The organism is Sphingopyxis sp. Root1497 (assembly GCF_001427085.1).
Taxonomy (GTDB): Bacteria; Pseudomonadota; Alphaproteobacteria; order Sphingomonadales; family Sphingomonadaceae; genus Sphingopyxis.
The window spans coordinates 1,120,331-1,134,484 of record NZ_LMGF01000005.1; the positions used below are offsets into that span (position 1 = coordinate 1,120,331).

The window sequence follows — 14,154 nt, forward strand, 5'->3', positions numbered from 1 at the left end:
CAGCGATCAAATGACGACGTGAAAGCATGTCTCGACCTTTCAAACAGTCCATGTCGGCAAGGAAAATCGCGAAAAAGTCATATCCAGCGATCCGTCATCACGCCGGCCGCGGGGCGGCCGCCGATCGGCCCACCCGCGCACCGACCAATGCGATGGTACCTGCCGCGGCGCAGGCCGCACCGAACCAGAGCACGGGCCCGACGTCGCGGTCGCTGACGAGAAACGCCGCGATGAACGGCCCGAGGCTCGACCCGATCAATTGTGCACCGCCGATCAGCATCGCGGCGCGGCGGCTGGGGTCGGCCGCGATCAGGATCGGGACCTGAAACGGCATCGCGAACAGCCAGAGAAAGCCGAACAGCGCGGTGGCGATCACAAAGGCGGAAGCCGACGGCGGGGCGGCCATGACCGCCAGCAGGACGAGGTTGGCCATCGCAATGGCGGTGACGACCGCGCGCGCGGGCAGGCGCCCGGCCAGCATCGCCGCCACAGCGGCGCCCGCCACCTGCATCGCCAGCGACAGCGGCGCGACCAGCCGGACGGTGGCGGCATCGATGCCACGTTGCAGCCCGAGCGGTTCGATATAGACCCACACCGAGACGATGAACGCGAGATAGAGCGTCACCCCGGCGAGCGCGATGATGCCGCGCGCGGGCAGGGCGGATCCCGCCGCATCGCCATGATCGAGATCGGCATAGGCGCGGGGAAGCAATGGCAGCGCGGCAAGGCCGAGCGCCGTTACCAGCGCAAGCAGGGTGAAGCCCCCGGCCGATCCGAACCGCGGGATGACCGCCAGACCCATCGCCGTCGCGAGCGCGAGCTGCGTGACCGTCTGCAGTGCCAGATAGATGCCCGACCAGCGCTCGGGTCGGCGCGCGCGGACGATCAGGCCGATGGCGATCCAAATCAGCACCCCTTCGGCAAGGCCTGCGGCGATGCGAGCAGCGAACAATCCACCGCCCGACACAAAAGGCGTGCCAAGGTCGAGGGCGGCTGTCGCCGTCAGGGCAGCCGCGGCAATCAGGCGCAGCCGACCGACCGAGAGCAGTAATCCGGCGGTTCCCGCGGCGATCCCCATCGCGAGCAATTCCGCCGTCGCCAGCAGGCCGAGCGCATTCGTCGATAGCTTGGCTTCGGCGAGCAGCGCACCCAGCAATTGCGGCTGTAGTCCCGGGATCAGCACCCCGATGACGCCGACGACCATCACCGCGGCGGTCTGGCGGGCGCTGAAGGCGGCCTCCGCGGTCAACGCGCGCGGCCGCGTGCGCTTACCGGCCAGATCGCGACGAGCGTGTCGCCTTGCACGACATGATAATGATCATAGAGGTTCACCGTCGGGTCGCAGTGCGGCACCGTCAGGCTCACAGGGTCGCCGGGCCGAAGGCGCGACCCGATGTCGGGGCCGATCAGCGCGGCATGTTCGTCGCCCATGAAAACGAACATCGTCTCGGCCGGCGCGCCGCGTGTCACCACCGCAACCCCACCGTCGGTCGACAGCGATTTGAACCCGGCGTCGATCGTCACCAGCGCGTCGTGATTGGCGCTGACGACGCGGGCATCGACCCCGAGCGACGGCGCGAAGGGGATTGTCGCATCGCCGGTCAGATCGCAGTCGAGATATTGCTTGTCCATCAGCGCATAGGAGCCGGTCTGCAATTCCGTGAAGACCCCGATGTCGAGGTCGATGCGGTGCGTACCCGTGCCCGATCCGCTGACGATTTCGGGCGCATGGCCCGCCTCGGTCAGTGCGGCGATCACGCTTTGCAGGTAATCGGTGCGCTCGACGATCGCGGCGCGGCGTTCGGCATAATCCTCGACATGCTGCTGCATCCCGCAATAATATTGCACCCCGCGCAGGCGGAGATTCCCGGCGGCGGCAATCGCCTCAGCCAGTTCGACCGCGGCTTCGGGCGAGGCGACGCCGGTGCGGCGAATGCCCGGATCGATGTCGATCATCACGTCGAGCGATGCGTCCGCGTCGGTCAGCGCCCGCGCGATCCGTGCGACGACGGCGGGGTTGTCGACGGTCGCGATGAGGCCGGCGCTCCGCTTCGCGAGCGATGCCAGCCGCACGATCGCGGCGGGGGCGCTGACCGGCGACGTGATCAGCAGTCCGGTGATCTCGCCGTCGGCGAGCACCTCGGCCTCGCCGATTTTGGCGCAGCACAGTCCGACCGCGCCCGCCGCGAGCTGGCGCTTGGCGATGTCGACGCTCTTGTGTGTCTTGGCGTGCGGGCGCAGCGTCACGCCATGCGCTTTCGCCAGTACCGCCATCGCGGCGATGTTGCGGTCGAGAATATCGAGATCGAGGACCAGCACCGGCGTGTTGAGGGCCGCGCGCGAGCCCTGCTGGCCGATCAGGGCGCCATGAAGTTCGATATCGTCCATCAGCTGAACAGCTCCGCCATATGGGCATTGAGGAATTTGCCGTCGGGATCGACGGCGCGGCGCACTTCGCGATAGCGTTCGGCCATCGGATAGAGCGTATCGACATCGGCGCGCGACAGCGTGTGGCGCTTTGCCCAGTGCGGTCGCCCGCCATGGTCGCGGAAAATCGCCTCGGCATCGGCGAACAGGCTGCGCCAAGGCATAAGCGCATATTGGTGCATCGAGATTGCGGCGACGGGTCCCCGGTTCATCGGGCTCATCCAGATATCGTCGCCGGCGACGGTGCGATATTCGAACGGGAAGGACACCGGCAGGCGTTTCTTGCGGATCCAGTCGACGACCGCGGACAAGGCTTCGAGGCCGACCGCGTGCGGCATCTCATATTCCATCTCTTCGAAGCGGATCGTTCGATCGGACGGAAAAATCGCATGCGCGGGACCGCGCCGGCCACCCTCGAAACCCGTCTTCATCATCATCCGCTGCAGGCTGGGAATCAGAAAAGGCAGCTTCGCGCCGATTCCCAGCACGCGGCGAAAGGGCGCCTCGTCGATGTCGCTCGTGCTCGGTGGCGCCTCGCAGGGGTCGATCAGCGACAGGGTCTTCAGGATGACGTGATCGGCGTGGGGAAAGAACCAGAATTCGACGTGGCGATGTTCACCGGTCAGCGTATCGAAGCGTTCGCGCGCTTCATCCCAGCGCATCTTCCGGACCCGCTCGGCAAGATAATAGGCCGGAACGATATCGCATTCGATTTCGGTCGCGATCCCGAACAGTCCCAGCGACAGGCGCTGCGCCTCGAACAGTTCGCGATTGGTCTGCGCGTCGCACCATCGGGCCTCGCCGTCGGCGCCGACCAGCCGAAAACCACGCGCGAAGGTTGCGAGATTGCCGAGATCGAGACCGGTCCCGTGCGTTCCCGTCGCCATCGCGCCGGCAAGGCTCTGCGGGTTCACGTCGCCCTGATTGGCGAGCGCGAGGCCTTCGTCGGCAAGTGCGGCCGTCAGCCGCTTGATGCTCCATCCCGCCGGAATGCGCGCGGTCTTGCGATCGGGCGCGATCGTCATCACCCCCGCCATATCCTCGAGGCAGACGATCAGCCCGTCGGACGCGCACAGCGGCATGAAGCTGTGCCCCGCACCCGTCGCGCGCACCGCGCGGGCATCGCGAACCCCGGCACCGAGTTCGACCTCGGTGCGCGGACGCAGCACTGCCCCCGTCGCACTGACGCTGCCCGACCAGTTTGACCAGCTCATCTATTCTGTCCCGCCCGTTGATCGTCAGAATTTGAAGCCAAGCTCGACTCCATAGAAAGCGGGTCGGTCGCGGCGCACATACGGCGTCTGGAACACATCGGCCGAAATCGTGTTGAGCGTCCGCAGATATTTCTTGTTGAGCAGGTTTTCCGCATAGGCCGCGATCGAGAAGCGATGGTCTTCGCCAAAGCGATAACCGATCTTGGCGTTCACGATATTGCGCGCCGAACGGAGCCGGCCAAGCTGCGAAAAATCGACGAAGGGGGCGATCGCGGCATCTGTGAAGCGCACCGCGTCGTTGATCCGCTGATGCGTGGTGTAGCTGTAGCTGACATCGGCGAACAGCGCGCCGCTGCCCGTGTCGCGCAGATAATGGGCGCCCAATATGCCGCGGAAGCTCGGTTCGCCCGTCGGCTGACCCGAAATGTCGATGCCCTGTTCGACCCGCGACGACCATTTACTGTTGATATAGCCTGCCGTCGCCGAGATCGAGAAATCGTCCGACACGACGAACTGGGCATCGAGATCGATGCCATAGGCGCGCGAATCCCCCGAGCGGGTGAGATATTGCGGCAGGCACACGGTGCCTGCCGGTGGGGGTGATATCTGACAGGCGGGATTGGTGCTGGGTTCGAGGCTGATCGACTGGCGATTGCGGTATTTGAAATAATAGGTCGAGGCGTTGAAGCGCACGCGGCGATCGAACAACTCCGATTTGAAGCCGCCTTCAAAATTCCAGACATTTTCGGGCGAGAAGAAGGAGTTGATCTGGACCGAATTGAATCCGCCTGCCTTGTACCCGCGCGAGGCCGACGCATAGAGATGGACATTGTCGGTCGCGTCATATTGGACGACAAAGCGCGGGCTGACGTCGCTGAATTTCGCGCGTCGGGTGAAAGGCACGCCTTCGAGCGCGCCCTCATCGAAAATCAACCCGTTGGGGCCAACCGTCGCGCGATAGAAATCGGCAACGCTGATCTGGGCATCGTCGGGAAAGGCAGGGACGCCAAGGATCGCGTTGTACAGCGCGCCCGGAGCGGTCGTCGTCTCGAGGCCATGGCCGTCGAATCCACCGTTGAGCCAGGTGAAGTCCTTTTTATCGCGGGTGTAGCGAATGCCCGCAGTCAGCTTCAGGCGCGGGGTCACTTCGAACGTCGCGTCGGCAAAGGCGGCGAAGCTGTTGTTCGCGACGCGGTTGTTCATGTCCTCGCGCATCTGCTCGCCGAATACGGGAAGCCCGACGCTGTCGAGGATGGTGAAGATCGGGAAGCCTGCGAGCTCACCAAGCAGCCGGTCCGCCGAATCGCTGAGCAGCGTCACCGCGCTCGTCTGACGCCCACGCTCGTGAAAATAGCTGACCCCCGCGATCGCGTTCAGCGGGCCGTCGTCGTATCCGAGCCGCAGTTCCTGATAGAAGCTCTTGTTCTTCTCGATATTCTCCGTGTCGAGATAGCGCGTCGGGTCGCCGGTGCCATCCTCGTCCTCGCGATTGTGCGTCTCGAACTTTTTGAACGAACTGATGCTGGTGACGGTCAGCGGCCCGGCATTATGCGTTGCGGTCAACGATACCGCGTTCAGTATCCGCGTTTCCCTGTCGTCGATGACGTCGTTGGTGAACGGGCCGAAGGGACTGCGGCTCAGCGCGAAATTGCTGATCCCGACCGACGCCGGGCCGTCCTTGTCGGTATCATCATGATCGTAGGTCAGGATGAAGTCGGTGTCGGCATTCGGCGCCCAGCGGAGCGCCGCGCGCGCCGATACATTGTTCTCGCGCTCGCGGTCCTCGCCGGTCACCGCGTCCTTCAAATAGCCGTTGCGATGATTGACGACTCCGTTGGCGCGGAAATAGAGCGTGTCGGTCAGTGGGATATTGACCGTGGCGTCGGCGCGGACGGTGTCGAAATTGCCATATTGCAGCGTCGCCGAACCCCCGAATTCATCGACGGGCTTTTTGGTGATGATCGAGATAGCGCCGGCCGAGGTGTTACGTCCGAACAAGGTGCCCTGCGGCCCTTTCAGGATTTCGACGCGGTCGATGTCGTTGAAAAAAATCAGCGAGGCGCCCGACCTGCCCGAATAAATGCCATCGATGAAGATGCCGACCGACGGATCGGTGCCGATGCCAAAATCGTCGGTCGCGACGCCGCGGATCGTATAGCTCGGCTGCGTCACCGACGTGTCGTTGATCGTCAGTCCGGGGGTGAAGGTGTCGAGATCGCCGATCGACTGGGCATTGAGCGCTTCCAGGCCGGCGGTGTTAAAGGCGGTGACGCTGATCGGCACTTCCTGCAACGACTGTTCGCGCCGCTGCGCGGTGACGACGATCTCCGATACCCGTCCGGCGTCGCTGCCTGAATCGGTCGCCGGCGAAGCGCTGCTGTCCTGTGCCATCGTCACCGTTGGCGCCACGCCGATCGCCACGGTCGCTGCGAGCCATGCAAGCCTGCTTGTCGTCATCATGTCGGCCTCCCATTTTCAACAATGGGTATCTATCGCTATCTAATAGTCAAGACTATATTATGGCCACGCGCCGCCCTGTCGCTCGCAGTCAGACGTGATCCGTCGTGGCCGGACTCGGGTATCCGCCGCCATTGCGCAGTGCATTGGTCCGTCAGAAAATTTGGCGACGCACGCATTGAAGGAGGGAGTCTGCCCCGCCCCAAAAAAAATGCCCGCCGGAAGCCCGGAGGCTTCCGACGGACAGGCTTTCCTCCCCAGGAAAGCTCGGTGGGCGCGGGCCGGGGAACGCCCCGCGCCGAACTGGTGACGCGATTTACGCGGCGAACTGGTTCATGGTATTGTCCTTGCCCGCGGCCTTGAGCGCGGCTTCGCCGGCGAAATATTCCTTATGGTCGTCGCCAATGTCGCTACCGCTCATATTCTGGTGCTTGACGCAGGCGATGCCCTGGCGGATTTCGGCGCGCTGGACGCCCTTGACGTAGCCCAGCATCGCCTCGTCGCCGAAATATTCCTTGGCGAGGTTGTCGGTCGACAGTGCCGCGGTGTGGTAGGTCGGCAGGGTGATCAGGTGGTGGAAGATGCCCGCCCGCTTCGCCGAATCGCGCTGGAAGGAGCGGATGCGGTCGTCGGCTTCGTCGCCGAGTTCGGTGCCGTCATAATCGACGCTCATCAGCTTGGCGCGGTCATAGGCGCTGACGTCCTTGCCGTCCTTCTCCCACGCGTCGAACACCTGCTGGCGGAAGTTCAGCGTCCAGTTGAAGCTCGGCGAATTGTTGTACGCGAGCTTCGCATTGGGGACGACTTCGCGGATGCGGTCGACCATGGAGGCGATCTGTTCGATGTGCGGCTTTTCGGTCTCGATCCACAGCAGGTCGGCGCCGTTCTGAAGGCTGGCGATGCAGTCCATGACGCAGCGGTCCTCGCCGGTTCCCGAACGGAACTGGTAAAGGTTCGAGGGCAGGCGCTTCGGGCGCATCAGCTTGCCGTCGCGGTTGATCAGCACGTCGCCCGGGTTGCCTGCGCCGGTAACCTCTTCGCAGTCGAGGAAGCTGTTATACTGGTCGCCGAGGTCGCCGGGCTCCTTCGAGAAGGCGATCTGCTTGGTCAGGCCCGCGCCGAGGCTGTCGGTGCGGGTGACGATGATGCCGTCCTCGACCCCGAGTTCCATGAAGGCGTAGCGGCAGGCGCGGATCTTCGCGATGAAATCCTCGTGCGGAACGGTGACCTTGCCGTCCTGATGGCCGCACTGCTTTTCGTCCGAGACCTGGTTTTCGATCTGGAGCGCGCAGGCGCCGGCCTCGATCATCTTCTTGGCGAGCAGATAGGTCGCCTCGGCATTGCCGAAGCCGGCATCGATGTCGGCAATGATCGGCACGACGTGCGTTTCATGATTGTCGATCGCCGACTGGATCTGCTTGGCCTTGAGCTCGTCGCCCTCGGCGCGCGCGGCGTCGAGGTCGCGGAACAAGCCGCCGAGTTCACGGGCGTCGGCCTGGCGGAGGAAGGTGTAGATTTCCTCGATCAGCGCCGGGACGCTGGTCTTTTCGTGCATCGACTGGTCGGGCAGCGGCCCGAATTCGCTGCGCAGCGCGGCGATCATCCAGCCCGAGAGATAGATATAGCGGCCCTTGACGGTGCCGAAATGCTTCTTGATCGAGATCATCTTCTGCTGCGCGATGAAGCCGTGCCAGCAGCCGAGCGACTGGGTGTAGTTCGCGGGATCGGCGTCATAGGCGGCCATGTCGGCGCGCATGATGCGCGCAGTGTAGCGGGCGACGTCGAGGCCGGTCTTGAACTTGTTCTGGGCGCGCATGCGGGCGATGCTTTCGCCGCTGATGCCGTCCCAGGTGCCGTCATAATCGCGGATGAGGCGGCCTGCCTGCGCCATGTCTTCCTGATAGCCCATGATATCGTCCTTTCGGTGCGGCCTGTCGGGGAGAGCGGCCGGGTGATGGGCAAGATGTGCCGCCACGGGCGCCAAAAGTGAAAAGCTTTGTCAATAAGTTTTGTGAAATATGGCGGTTTGGTGGTAGTATGCGTGTAAATCAGTAAAGAAAGTTACATTCATGGCCGAGCGGCGGGTATTTGCAGGGGCGGCGGTGCGGCGGGCGCGGCGCGACGCGGGGATGACGCAGGCGGCGATGGCCGAGGCGCTCGACATCTCGCCGAGCTATCTCAACCTGATCGAGCATGGGCAGCGGCCGCTGAGCGCGACCGTGATCGTGCGGCTGGCCGAGCGTTTCGATTTCGACGCGGCGAAGCTGGGCGGCGAGGAGGTGCCCGGCGGGCTGGCGGGGCTGCGGCGGCGGCTGTCCGATCCGCGGTTCGCCGACCTGGGGATTGCGGCGCAGGAGGTCGAGGAATGGTTACAGGCGGCGCCGGCGACGGCGGCGGCCTTTGCGCGGCTGTTCGATGCGGCGCCCGAGCCGCGCGGCGAGGCGCAAGAGGAGGCGCCCGAGGTCGGCGCGGTGCGGCGCGCGATCGAGAAATGGCGCAACCATTTCGCCGACCTCGATGCGAAGGCCGAGGAACTGGCCGACGAGCTGCGGCTGGCGGGCGGCGACCTCTATGGCACGATATCGGAACGGCTGCGCACGCGGCACCAGCTTGGCATCCGCATCCTGCCGAGCGACGTGATGCCCGACCGGCTGCGCTGGCTCGACTGGCACGCGCGGCAATTGATGCTGAGCGAGCTGCTGCGCCCGGCGTCTCGGACCTTTCAGGCGGCGGCGACGCTGGCGCAGGTCGAGGCGAAGGGCGAGATCGCTGGGCTGGTCGCGGGAGCGGAGTTCGCCGAGCCCGCGGCGGCGCGACTGTTCGAGCGGCATCTGGTGCATTATTTCGCGGCGGCGCTGATGATGCCGTACGGCCGGTTTTTACGCGCGTGCGATGCGACGGGATACGAGCTGCTGCTGCTCCAGCGGCGTTTCGGCGCGGGCTATGAGCAGGTCGCGCACCGGCTGACGACCTTGCAGCGCGTCGGCGCGCGCGGGCTGCCCTTCTTCATGCTGCGCATCGACCGCGCGGGGCAGGGGAGCAAGCGCTATGCCGGGGCGAGCCAGTCGCCGCTGGTCGACGGCGACGCGCGCTGCCCCTTGTGGGGGGTGCATGAGGCCTTCGCGCGGCCGGGCGAAGTGATCGCCGATCTGGTCGAACTCGAGGATGGCAGCCGCTGGTTCACCCAAAGCCGTTCGGTCGCGGCGCCGGGGGCGAGCGGGAGCGGGACGCCGGCGCGCTTCGCGGTGTGCGTCGGGGTCGATGCGAAGGTCGCGGCGCCGTTGATCGCGGCGCGCGGCATCGACCTGATGCGCGGGCGGGCGACGCCGATCGGTCTCGGGTGCCGCCGCTGCACGCGCACCGGCTGCGTGCAACGCTCGATGCCGCCGCTGGGGCGCCCGCTGCGGTTCAGGGATGGCGAGCGGGGGGTGTCGGCGTTTGATTTCGCGGGGGATTAGAGGGGAATGCCCGGCTGACCAACAGGCCGCCTCCCCGGATCCTCGTCGAAGGGGCGCTCGTAGATCAGACTTCGGACGCTGATAATCCTGTCGCGAAAGGGCAGGAACAAAAGCAAGCTCGCCGCAGCGACGATCGCGAGCAATATCGGCCATGTTATCGGCCAGAGCGCGACATAACGGGCGAAGGCGAGCACGCCGAAATAGGCGATGACCGAAAATTCGATCCACAGCGCGACGAAGTCCCGGCGCGCTTGTCGCTTCCGTGCCGCCTCGTCGACCAGGCTGGGATAGAGATGCGCGGCAAAGCGCGTCGCCGCGACCGCGACAGCGCCGACGACGGCGCCCGCGATGACGAAAGAGAAGAGGATCGCTTCCGTCGACCAGGCGATGGCTTGTGCGGATTTGGCAGGCCCCGACCACAGCGCGTCCCAGGATACGGCGAGTATGGCGACAAAGCTGATCGTCCGATCGGCCGCCGCCGCATCGTCCGCGTTTATCCACGACCGGAACTGCCCGAAGAGAAACCATGCCACCAGGAGCAGTGCCAATACCCCCAGGACCGCGCGGACCGCCGGGAGATCGTGATAGGCCCATGCGAAGCCATAGTAGCCGATCATGGGAAAGACGATGTGGGTCGCCGTCACCGCGCGCACCCAATAGCGCGCATTGTCGCGATCGATCAGCCAGCGCCCCATGGCAAGCGTCGCCATCGCGACATCGACCGCAATGCCTGCACCGAGCAGGCCGGATGCCATCAGATAGGAGAAAGCCGGCGCGATCTCGTTCAAGGTCTGGTTCCATCCTCCTTCGCCGCCGGGATGGAGAGGCGGCGTAGCGCGAGCACCGCCATGATCCTAACGCCAATCCTTGAGCGATTTTGGAAGTGTGGGCACCGGTTCGCGGAGCCTCAGTCCGCTGACCAGTCGCATCACATCATAATGGGAGGAGCGCGCCGCTTCGTTCACAGCGTCAAGGCCCGCGTGAATGATCAGATCGCCGCCCCGGCGGAGGAAGATCATGTGCACCTTGTCATAATCGAAGGCTGCTTCGTCATCGAAGCCGGTTTCCAGTCCATCTTCGACGCGATCGCGGTGGAGATGGGGAAGGTGGGTCACGATGATCGCTTGCGCTTGCGCCCGGTTCGCATGATCGAATATTTCGTCCATCAGCGAGGTGCCGGCACCGAAGGTCAGGTGCAGTTCGGGTTCGTCGAAGATCATGCAGGAACCCTGCTTGGCGAGGCCATGAAGAACCGACAGGATGAAGAGTGCCTGATTTTCTCCCGAACTGACGAATTCGGCAACATCCTGCCTGTCGCCGATATGGAAAGCCCAACGGAAATCATGATCGATGTCGCCGCCGCTGGCGGCCGTGTCCGAACGGCGAAACACCTTCCCGGACTTATATCCCCGGCCCCCCTGATCTTCGCGCTCCGACCCGGCAATGCCATTAGGATCGCGAAACACCCGTGACCAGGCGCCGATCCGTTTGACCTCTCCCGTCGTATCATATTCCGACTTCAGCGCCATATCGCACAGCAACGGCCGTCCCTCGTTGATCGTGTAGGCCGCGGCAACTCGCCGTTTGATAGAGATTTTTGATGGTTCGCATTGAACGAGTTGGAGGCGTTCGAGAAACACCTCGGTCATGTTCTTCTTCAGGTCCTTGGGGCTTTCGCGGATGTCGAGGCCGATTCCGAAGTCGTACATGTCGGTATTGACGTAAAAGGATGTCGCCGGACTTGCCAAATCCGGCGTTCGACCATTGTCCTGAATGAAGCGCGGCGTCGGCAGATAACCCTTGTCGTGCGCGCGTGGCCGCGACCAGAGGTTGAGGGCACGCAGGACGAGCAATTGGTTCGCATCGCCCGAAAGCGATATGCCAGCATTCAGCCTGACTTCGTCCGCCAACATTTCCTTGAGCACACCGTGCTCGCGGTTCGAAAAGGTGAAACGGATGTCGAACGGGCCGGTCGATGCCTTGCCGTCCTTGATCGCCTTCCATGCCAGCTTGAGGCCGGGCAGGTTCGTCGAAATCGAAGCCAGCGCGTCGTGGAAGGCCGAAGCGGCCTCGCCCCGATCCTTCAGTCGATCGAGCCCGTCGAGAAACTCAACATCCTTTGCGGACAGCTTGACCTGCATCAACAGGTCTCCGGCGTCGAGCGGAGGCTTGATCTCAAGCGCCGCCAAATGGCCGAGCAGAGACGCATATTCGAGGATCATGGTCTTGCCGATACCATTTTGTCCCCGAATGACGTTGATCCCGGGGCAAAAGGTAAAGCTTTGGGTTTCGAACGGCCCCGACTGGGGCGTCAAGGACATGATTTTCATGCTGCAGCCTTCCGATGGGATTGTGCCGCGGCCCGGCGGACGACGTAAACGGCGAGTACCAACTCCCCGATCAGCGTGATGAGGGTAACGCCGAATTTCGATTCCGTGCCGCCGGCGAACAACACCAGCGGCTTGAGGACCAGCACCGCGATGGAGATCATCGTGATCAATGCGAAACGCTGAGCGTTGGATGCGTGGGGCAGTTCGGAAGCGGGAAGCTGGTGCTTCAGCGCACCGAATACGCGCGCCGAGTAATTTTCCAGAAGAAAGAGAAAGAAAAAGGCGATCGGGTAGGAAGTCGCGACCGCCAGATAGCCATACCAAGGTATTCCCGACAGATCGCTGCTGCTGTTCAGAATATATATCTCCATATGACCGGTTATCTGGACCGCGACCTGCCCGTAAATGAAAATCATGAAAGCCCGGATGAACGCGCTTGGTTCGGAAACGGAGATATGCTCGATCCCGTGGATCAGAAAGGTCCCGAAAGAAAAGAGCAGAAGGGAAGAGCATATGCTGATGGTAATGGGACCGGCAAGATTGACCATCATCTTCTTGCTGAAGATGATCGAAGCATATTGTTCCAGAAGAGCGCGGAAGGATGGCGGCGGGGCTGTGCCTTGCGCCGTTACGTTGAGGATGAAATGGATGCCGACATAGACCACAAAAAACACAAGGCAGGCCCACGAAAGTCGTGTCATGCTGAGCTTGTGATTCGGAAATTCCGCAGCCATTCTTGCCCCCTCACAGCTGTTTTACCCAGTTGTAGCTTGGAAATTCCACCCGCAAAGCGCCAATATTTGTCACCGCGCAATCGGGCGCCAGATAAAGGCGCATGGGCTTCGCGGACGCCGATGGTCGCGTCTGGCGCGTTTCTGGCAAGTCGTTGACGATATTTGCGACGAAATGATTTTAAATCAGCGTTTTGTTCGTCGTAAATGCCGTAGGCGGCCTTCGGTCGCTCGCATCAAGGACCAGGGACCGCATGTTGTTTCGCGTCAATCCGGGGGAAGTCCAGATCGGGATGTTCGTCCACGCCTTTGAAGGGCGGTGGATCGATCACCCGTTCTGGCGCAGCCGGTTTCTGGTCGAGACCGCCGAACAGCTCGAGCGGATCCGGGCGTCGGGGGTCGATGCGCTGGTGATCGATCGCAGCCGGAGCCGCATGGCGGCGGACGGCACGCCCGATGCCGCGCTTCCCGAGCGGCGCGTGCGTGACATTCCGCTGCTCGGTCCCGAGCGGCGCAGCGTCTGGCCGGCGGCGCGGGCGATCGCGGCGGCGTCGCAGCGGATGCGCCAGGCGCGGCCCGTGAGCCATGCGCAGGAGCGCAAGCGCGCCGAGCGGGTGATCGGCAAGTCGAAGCAGGCGGTCGTCGACATGTTCGAGAGCGCGCGGCTGGGGCGCGCGGTCGAGGTCGCGAAGCTGGCGCCGCTGGCGCGATCGATCGGCGATTCGATCGAGCGCCATTCGCGCGCGCTGCTCGGGTTGGTGCGGCTCAAGCAGAAGGACGAATATACCTATCTCCACTCGGTCGCGGTCTGCGCGCTGATGATCAATTTTGCGCGCCACCTGAAACTCGACGAGGAGGAGGTGCAGCAACTGGGGGTCGCGGGGCTGCTCCACGACGTCGGCAAGGTCGCGATTTCGGACGCTGTGCTGCTCAAGCCCGGCTCGCTCGACGCCCGCGAGCGCGCGATGGTCGAGCATCATCCGGTCGCCGGACACGCGCTGCTGGCGCAGTCGGCGGATATCCCGGCGGCGGCACTGGAGGTCGCGCTGCACCATCATGAGAAGATCGACGGCACCGGCTATCCCGACCGGCTGGGCGGCGACGCGCTGTCGCTCCACGCGCGGATGGGGGCGATCTGCGACGTTTACGACGCGGTGACGTCGGACCGGCCGTACAAGGCGGCGTGGACGCCGTGCGAGGCGCTGACCGCGATGCGGGGCTGGACCGGGCATTTCGACCCGGACCTGCTCGATCGTTTCGCCGACAGCCTGGGCATCTGGCCGGTCGGCACGCTGGTGCGGGTGTCCGACGGGCACCTCGGCATCGTCATGGGCAGCGGCGGCGCGAGCGGCGAGGCGATGGTCGTGCGGGTCTTCTTCGATTGCGACACGCTGACCGAGATCGAACCCGCCGATCGCAGCTTTGCGCCATCGGCGCGCGCGCCGCATGTCGTCGGGCGCGACAGCCCCGGGTTCTGGCGGTTCGACGATTGGGATGTGTTGCGCCACCGCGTCGCCGGCGCGATCCTGTCGTGAGG

At 64.0% G+C, this 14,154-nt stretch carries 10 protein-coding genes; 2 read left to right on the forward strand and 8 right to left on the reverse strand.

Annotation, left to right across the window (positions count from 1 at the left end; translation table 11 throughout):
* Positions 1 to 97: 97 nt before the first annotated feature.
* The 5 genes from ASD67_RS19800 to ASD67_RS19820 all read right to left on the reverse strand — a co-directional run bounded on the left by ASD67_RS19800 (position 98) and on the right by ASD67_RS19820 (position 8,007).
* Complete coding sequence (locus ASD67_RS19800) at positions 98 to 1,249, reverse strand: hypothetical protein (protein WP_056350799.1); 1,152 nt, start codon at positions 1,247 to 1,249, stop codon at positions 98 to 100.
* Complete coding sequence (locus ASD67_RS19805; RefSeq protein WP_056350801.1) at positions 1,246 to 2,388, reverse strand: DSD1 family PLP-dependent enzyme; 1,143 nt, start codon at positions 2,386 to 2,388, stop codon at positions 1,246 to 1,248. Before ASD67_RS19805 ends, ASD67_RS19800 begins: the two co-directional genes overlap by 4 nt.
* Positions 2,388 to 3,641, reverse strand: a complete 1,254-nt coding sequence (locus ASD67_RS19810) for a D-arabinono-1,4-lactone oxidase (protein WP_056350803.1) — start codon at positions 3,639 to 3,641, stop codon at positions 2,388 to 2,390. Before ASD67_RS19810 ends, ASD67_RS19805 begins: the two co-directional genes overlap by 1 nt.
* Before the next feature lie 24 nt (positions 3,642 to 3,665).
* The gene (locus ASD67_RS19815; RefSeq protein ID WP_056350806.1) at positions 3,666 to 6,101 is read right to left on the reverse strand and encodes a TonB-dependent receptor; all 2,436 of its coding nucleotides are present in this window, start codon (positions 6,099 to 6,101) and stop codon (positions 3,666 to 3,668) included.
* Positions 6,102 to 6,414: 313 nt separating this feature from the next.
* Positions 6,415 to 8,007: an isocitrate lyase gene (locus ASD67_RS19820; protein WP_056350807.1), complete on the reverse strand. Its 1,593-nt coding sequence runs from the start codon at positions 8,005 to 8,007 to the stop codon at positions 6,415 to 6,417.
* 160 nt (positions 8,008 to 8,167) lie between these two features.
* Here ASD67_RS19820 and ASD67_RS19825 point away from each other — a divergent pair, with 160 nt between their 5' ends.
* On the forward strand, positions 8,168 to 9,556 hold the full coding sequence (locus tag ASD67_RS19825) for a helix-turn-helix domain-containing protein (protein ID WP_056350809.1): 1,389 nt from the start codon (positions 8,168 to 8,170) through the stop codon (positions 9,554 to 9,556).
* On the opposite strand, the gene ASD67_RS19830 is transcribed toward ASD67_RS19825, so the two are convergent.
* From ASD67_RS19830 to ASD67_RS23360, 3 genes are all read right to left on the reverse strand, one after another.
* Complete coding sequence (locus ASD67_RS19830) at positions 9,553 to 10,344, reverse strand: hypothetical protein (protein WP_056350811.1); 792 nt, start codon at positions 10,342 to 10,344, stop codon at positions 9,553 to 9,555. The genes ASD67_RS19825 and ASD67_RS19830 overlap by 4 nt on opposite strands.
* A gap of 66 nt (positions 10,345 to 10,410) precedes the next feature.
* The gene (locus ASD67_RS19835; RefSeq protein WP_056350813.1) at positions 10,411 to 11,886 is read right to left on the reverse strand and encodes an AAA family ATPase; all 1,476 of its coding nucleotides are present in this window, start codon (positions 11,884 to 11,886) and stop codon (positions 10,411 to 10,413) included.
* Positions 11,883 to 12,620, reverse strand: coding sequence for a hypothetical protein (locus tag ASD67_RS23360; RefSeq protein ID WP_056350814.1), 738 nt, complete (start codon positions 12,618 to 12,620; stop codon positions 11,883 to 11,885). The genes ASD67_RS19835 and ASD67_RS23360 overlap by 4 nt, the downstream gene beginning before the upstream one ends.
* Positions 12,621 to 12,871: 251 nt before the next feature.
* Between ASD67_RS23360 and ASD67_RS19845 the strand changes: the two genes are divergently transcribed.
* The gene (locus ASD67_RS19845) at positions 12,872 to 14,152 is read left to right on the forward strand and encodes an HD-GYP domain-containing protein (protein ID WP_056350817.1); all 1,281 of its coding nucleotides are present in this window, start codon (positions 12,872 to 12,874) and stop codon (positions 14,150 to 14,152) included.
* Positions 14,153 to 14,154: the final 2 nt, after the last annotated feature.